The organism is Ochrobactrum sp. S1502_03 (assembly GCF_044435015.1).
GTDB classification, from domain to species: Bacteria; Pseudomonadota; Alphaproteobacteria; order Rhizobiales; family Rhizobiaceae; genus Brucella; species Brucella chromiisoli.
The window spans coordinates 1-5,646 of sequence record NZ_JAYEXN010000068.1 but is presented as its reverse complement, the minus strand read 5'-3'; the positions used below and the strand labels follow the sequence as shown (position 1 = coordinate 5,646).

Here is a 5,646-nt window from a genome sequence, read left to right as displayed (position 1 = left end):
TTCTCTGTTCCATCTCGTCGCCGAGCCGCACACACAATTCGCTACCATCGCCTCGAAGCTTTCGATGCATGGAAAATTGCGGCCTGTTACGCCTGAATATCTACGAGCCCCTGGTCTTTCCGGCCAGAGAAACTTAACGTGACAACACCCATCCACCCATTATCCGCCTAGGTAATTTAACGTGACAACAGACCTTCAATGACTCTACTCAATCGTGGCAAAGGCTGCGGGGATGAAAATAGAAAACCTTGTATATCATCACATTCCAATTTACGTAACACATCAAGTTGCTCTTTAGTTTCTACGCCCTCCACTACAACACGCTTGCCCATTTTGTGTGAAATGTTTACAATACCTTCAATAATGGCCTGATCAATAACTGAGGTTTGAATGTTCTCAACGAAAGAGCGATCAATCTTAATATGGTGAATGGGCAACTCGCGCAAATGGGTTAAAGACCCGTAACCGGTGCCAAAATCATCAAAAGAAATTCTCACGCCAAGATCAGTTAGTTTTTTTAATTGATTGTAAGCGCCCTCTTCTTCACTACTTAAAAGTATACGTTCGGTCACCTCAACGCAAAAGAGATCGGGCGGGAGTTTAGTTTCACGGAGAAGCTGAATAAAGAGATTTATATAATCATCAGACATCAGGTCGGCGTTTGTCAGATTGATCGCTATATAATCGAAATCTGTCCCTTGTTTTCTCAAATGCATAGCATCATCAAAGACACGATTAAGTACGTACTGTCCGATCAATGCAGATGTTTGGGCATCCTCGAAAGCAATTGAAAATTGAGAAGGTGTCCATATTTTATCATCGGGTTTCTTCCAACGCAGGAGAGCTTCAAATGCCAGTTTCCTATCAAACTTTGCCGGGACAATTGGTTGATAATAAAGTTCAAACTCTTTATTAGTAAGGCCAATTGAGACATTTCGCAACAAAGCGACACGCTCATCTAGCGCCTCCATTAATGCAGGTTTGAATTCTGTAATACGATTACGTCCCCTAGCTTTGGCGGCATAGAGAGCAATATCAGCAGCTTTAAAAAGCGTGGTTGTATCTTCTCCATCTGACGGGAAAAAAGCTACCCCAATGCTCGCACTACATAGTTTTGATCTCGCCGTATCTGTTGGGATCGTACGTAACTGCCTCCGAATAATCTCAAGCGATTTTAGTATCTCTGAATGTTTTACACCCAAGTAAATAATACCAAACTCATCGCCACCTAAGCGCGCAATAAACGGCTCTGGCCCTAAGGAAGCTTTTATTGTGTCGGCAATGGTGATTAGAAGTGAATCGCCTGCATCGTGACCAAATGAATCGTTAACCTCTTTAAAGGCATCTAGATCAATAAGTGCCAGAGATAGATTAGTACCTCGAAGACGTGCATTCATTAATGAGTCAGCGAGATATGTCTGAAAACGACGTCTGTTAGCTAATCCGGTTAACGCATCATGATTGGCTAATTCAAACAGATGATGGCGGTTAGCGCGCAATTGTGCTTCGACATTCTTTTGAGCAGTTATATCAAAACGGATTGCTGTATAGCTATCAATTTTTCCCGATTGTGTGCGGTGTGGAACGATGGTTGTATCAACCCAATATAGATTGCCACTTTTGCTTCTGTTGCAAATTTCTCCATGCCAAATATTCCCGTGCCCGATCTGATGATACATACCATTAAAAAAATCAGTATCGTGATGGCCAGATTTAACCATTCTGTGATTGGATCCCACTAGTTCATCCCGTGTGTATCCGCTAATTTCACAGAATTTATTATTAACGTAGGTGATTGTCCCCTTGCTATCCGTAATCGCAACGATAGCTGCACTATCTAGTGCATATCGAATAAACGCTTCTTCTCTGCGGTACAAATTATCTGATTCGTTGCTAGCAGCACGCTCAGAACTGGTATCAATTACAACATTCTCGTGAGTGCGTATTTCAATCATAAACGACTTCCTAGCGCAACTTTTGAAAATTTATAGTTTTGTCTAACTCTTTATAATACAAACCACATCAGTTTAATGCAATAAGTTCATAAACGAAATAGCCCCGAATTATCTTGACATTTTCTCGGCTTTGTCGCAAAATTTTTGCTTCTGTTGAGATAAATGCGTCCGTTATGTTTAGTTAAGCGAGATGCGGGCGAATGGCTGTCGTTTTCGAAAGGGCTCATTTTCCCAAAAGTGTCAATCGGAACGGAGTATTGGCTCTGACGCAGATTTGATGACGCTTGCAAGGCACTGTTACGTTAACCTGAGTGCTGAAGTAACTTGGTCTTTGATGCATTTTCTATGCAGACTTCAGGCAAGCGATTTCACGCCACATGTTGTTGGCGGTTTGTCGCAACGCACGATGATCAGTTGCGTTGAATTGGTTGCGGGGAAAGCAATGCAGGTTGTAGATCGGATCATGTATCGACGTGAATTTCTGCACATGTTGTGCTGACTTAAAGCGCTTCATGATACGCTCTCGTCTTCGGATCGGCTGATGCGAATTCTCTGCTCGATTGTTCAAACCCTTATGCTGACGATGATCGCAAACGCTAAGGCCTATCTCTTGTTTGGCCGCGCCATAAGATCGTAGTTTATCGGTGACCATAACCCGCGGTGCGCAACCTTGAGCAGAGAGAAGCTTGCGCATGAAACGCTTGGCAGCCTTGGTATTGCGGCGTTTCTGGACCAGAACATCTATCACGAAACCATCCTGATCAACCGCTCGCCAAAGAATGTGATGCTCACCTTTGATCGTAATGACAACCTCATCCAGATGCCATTTGTCACCAAGGCGTGGTGTGCGGCGACGAATATCACTGGCATAGGTCCGTCCGAATTTCTCAGCCCATTCGTACACAGTCTTATGTGTGACGAAGATCCCATGATAAGCCAGCATGTCTTCAACCATGCGAAAGCTTAATGGAAAGCGGAAATATAGCCATACGGCTTCTGCAATGATCTCGGCTGGATAACGATGGCGATGATAAAGCGAAGAACGTGGTTCGGTCATAACCCGTTATCGCCGCTGATATTTACACTCAGGTTAACGTAACAGTGCCGATAGGACCACTCTGTAAACTCGGTACCACGATCAAACGTAATCGATCGGCGGGCCAGTTGGGGCAGGGGCTGGAGTGCTCTAATCACACCTTCCATCAACGGCTTTGATTGACGATCATTATTGCGCAACAAAACCGTGAAGCGGCTCACCCGCTCGACCAGAGACGTTACATTGGCGTTGCCAAACCTCTTGCGAAACTGGATAGTGTCGCCCTCCCAATGGCCGAACTGCTTGCGCTTGGCAACCATGTCCGGACGATAAAGGATGCTCAGTTCTGGGGGAAAGCGGCGTCCATGATGACGCCGGGCATGACGTGGGCGTCGTTTGGCGCGATGTTCCGGCAGATATTTCCAAAGCTCTTCTTTTCGACCGTCGGTGGAATACACAAACTGATAGATTGTTTCATGACTGACAGAGATGGGATGCCGCTCCAGCCGCATTCTCCCGGCAATCTGTTGCGGTGACCATCCATCGCTGATGTGCTGAATGACGGACTGCCGTAGCTCATCATACCGGATGAGCTTGCGGTGCTTCGAGCGACGCTCGCGGCATTTCTGATCAGCAATTGTACAGTAATAGCCGTCTAAATCCTTGATCTCATCATCGGTAAACTGGTTACGCTTAAGTTCAAGAAAAATGGTCGAGCGTTGCCTTCCAAGCTTCTCAGCAATAACGTCAACGGAAAGCTTTGCAGTGCGCCAGCGCGCTATTCTGCGGCGTTCATCCAAATCAATATGCGAATAAATGCGGTCCATGACAGGTTCCTTGCATTGGATAACTCATTGTTATCATTTGCAAGTCGCACTTCAAACTAGAACCCACCCCGGCTACAAGTTAAAATCAGATAATGTAAATTATGGAACAGTCTTATATCTCAAGACAACCACTGTTGGTTATTATACCACTCATCGAGCTGCAGCGTAGCGTGTTCTTCCTTCAAACCATAACGATCCTGAATCTTGGCATTCAGTGCGTCGTAATTACCGTTAATGGTATCAAGATCTTCTGCACTCAATTTCTCCCAACGCTCCTTGACGTGGATTTTTATCCGGTGCCAATCAGCTTCAATATTCTTCCAGTCCATAAGTGCCAGTCCTCGTTCGATCACTTGGTAAAGCAGTTTATCATCTTTAAAGCGCAACATGCCAGATATCATTCATCGCCTATAATATTCACGTGAACGCGGTGCCGACGGGATTTAGGGATTTCGTGAGCGGCTCATAATGAGCCCCCATAAACCGATGTGAAATAGCTACTAAATTATGCCGTTAACTGCTATTAGAGTAGCCTCAAATGCGGCTAACGGCATCTTCGATGAAGAATAGCCTTTCAGGTGGCAAGCCACTTGAAATCGGCGTCGTTTAAGAAACTATAATTATCCAAAAACAAAATTCATGCAGCACGGCTAACAATCTGCGAAAGCCATTCTGACAGTTTTGACAGGAATGAACAGCCGAAGTCGGTTTGACGACAGAGACGTAAAACCAAACTTTTCTGTATAGAGCTTGAGCCTACGCGCAGTATTATGTTCGTTGCCGCATTCCAGCACATCGAGCATGATAACACTGATGCCAATCTGGTCAGCAACACGGATGACCCTCTGCATGGCATCAACGAGCAAGATTTCGCCCAAGCCTTTTCCTTGAAAACGGCTGTCGACACCGATCATTGAAATATAGGCAGCAGGAATACTCCCATGGCTTGGCCGGTTTTTGGCATAATGATTGGGCAGGTCTTTGTAGTTTACGGAATGAACATTAAGTGCATAAAAGCCCTTGAGCTGCTTGTTTGCGCCCGTCAGAATAAAGACCCGGATTGCATCGGTTTTTGATAGCTTGTTTGCCGTTAGTTTTAGAAAATTATCAACTTGTGAAACACCACAAGAAAATGCCGTTCGATCATGTTTTGCTGGATCGAACGGCTCGATGATGTTCAAATCGGGATCTTGTTGCATCACTTTGAAAGTGCCGTCTTTTTATGGCGGGCAAATGCCGCTTTCAAGTGCACGGTAGGCTCAGGCGCATTATCGAGAAGCGTAAAGAACGCTTCATGATCCACTGACTGCAAAAATGTGTGCTCATGTGCTGCAATGGTTTCCATCGCAGCTTTATATGCGGCACTCATAGTAAACACTGAATCGTCAACGCCAGCGAGTGCTGCAGCTCGCTGTATCGTCTTTTTGATCCGCGGCTTGGTGCGAAAGTTCATCCTTTCGCTGCTTTTTTCGTCGATGTCGATAACTTCATTATGGAAGGCCAACATTTCAGCCTCCTTAAGCTGGTTAGAACTACCTCTATGTACGGCATAAAGGCGTACAAGTCAATGTTCATATTGAGCTTACCTTAACGTTCCCCGTCAATCGCTTTTGAACATAAACAAATACGGATCGCGCATGTAAAGCTGCCAAAACCTTCAAAAATGACCATTGCGCGACTTTCTGACTCCAGATGATAACTACCAACAAATTTCCCGCTTGCTCTTCTACGTGTCAATCGGCGTTTAAACGGGACCCCTTATCGGCGTCCAAAAAGTACCCCTCCTTTAGGTTGCAAGGTTTAGCGTGCGCGGGCCCGTAACTTTAAA

5 protein-coding genes and 1 pseudogene are annotated in these 5,646 nt (G+C 45.2%); all 6 read right to left on the bottom strand.

Features of this window, described 5'->3' with window-relative positions; all coding sequences use genetic code 11:
• Positions 1-176: 176 nt before the first annotated feature.
• The 6 genes and pseudogenes from VBH83_RS19080 to VBH83_RS19055 all read right to left on the bottom strand — a co-directional run bounded on the left by VBH83_RS19080 (position 177) and on the right by VBH83_RS19055 (position 5,325).
• A complete protein-coding gene (locus tag VBH83_RS19080; protein ID WP_396999054.1) occupies positions 177-1,955 on the bottom strand; it encodes a putative bifunctional diguanylate cyclase/phosphodiesterase in 1,779 nt (592 codons plus the stop codon).
• A 343-nt stretch (positions 1,956-2,298) separates the two neighbouring features.
• Positions 2,299-3,012: an IS6 family transposase gene (locus tag VBH83_RS19075; RefSeq protein WP_396999053.1), complete on the bottom strand. Its 714-nt coding sequence runs from the start codon at positions 3,010-3,012 to the stop codon at positions 2,299-2,301.
• Positions 3,013-3,062: 50 nt separating this feature from the next.
• Positions 3,063-3,818 (bottom strand): annotated as a pseudogene (locus VBH83_RS19070) (IS30 family transposase); the annotation flags it as partial.
• Positions 3,819-3,937: 119 nt separating this feature from the next.
• The gene (locus VBH83_RS19065; RefSeq protein WP_396999052.1) at positions 3,938-4,207 is read right to left on the bottom strand and encodes a CsbD family protein; all 270 of its coding nucleotides are present in this window, start codon (positions 4,205-4,207) and stop codon (positions 3,938-3,940) included.
• Positions 4,208-4,468: 261 nt separating this feature from the next.
• Positions 4,469-5,017: a GNAT family N-acetyltransferase gene (locus VBH83_RS19060; RefSeq protein WP_396999055.1), complete on the bottom strand. Its 549-nt coding sequence runs from the start codon at positions 5,015-5,017 to the stop codon at positions 4,469-4,471.
• Positions 5,017-5,325, bottom strand: a complete 309-nt coding sequence (locus tag VBH83_RS19055) for a DUF1778 domain-containing protein (protein ID WP_112808560.1) — start codon at positions 5,323-5,325, stop codon at positions 5,017-5,019. Before VBH83_RS19055 ends, VBH83_RS19060 begins: the two co-directional genes overlap by 1 nt.
• Between the last annotated feature and the right edge of the window lie 321 nt (positions 5,326-5,646).

Coding starts and splice junctions, on each gene's coding strand:
- VBH83_RS19065 (WP_396999052.1), bottom strand. CDS start 4,207: ATGTTGCGCTTTAAAGATGATAAACTGCTTTACCAAGTGATCGAACGA.
- VBH83_RS19060 (WP_396999055.1), bottom strand. CDS start 5,017: ATGCAACAAGATCCCGATTTGAACATCATCGAGCCGTTCGATCCAGCA.
- VBH83_RS19075 (WP_396999053.1), bottom strand. CDS start 3,012: ATGACCGAACCACGTTCTTCGCTTTATCATCGCCATCGTTATCCAGCC.
- VBH83_RS19080 (WP_396999054.1), bottom strand. CDS start 1,955: ATGATTGAAATACGCACTCACGAGAATGTTGTAATTGATACCAGTTCT.
- VBH83_RS19055 (WP_112808560.1), bottom strand. CDS start 5,325: ATGTTGGCCTTCCATAATGAAGTTATCGACATCGACGAAAAAAGCAGC.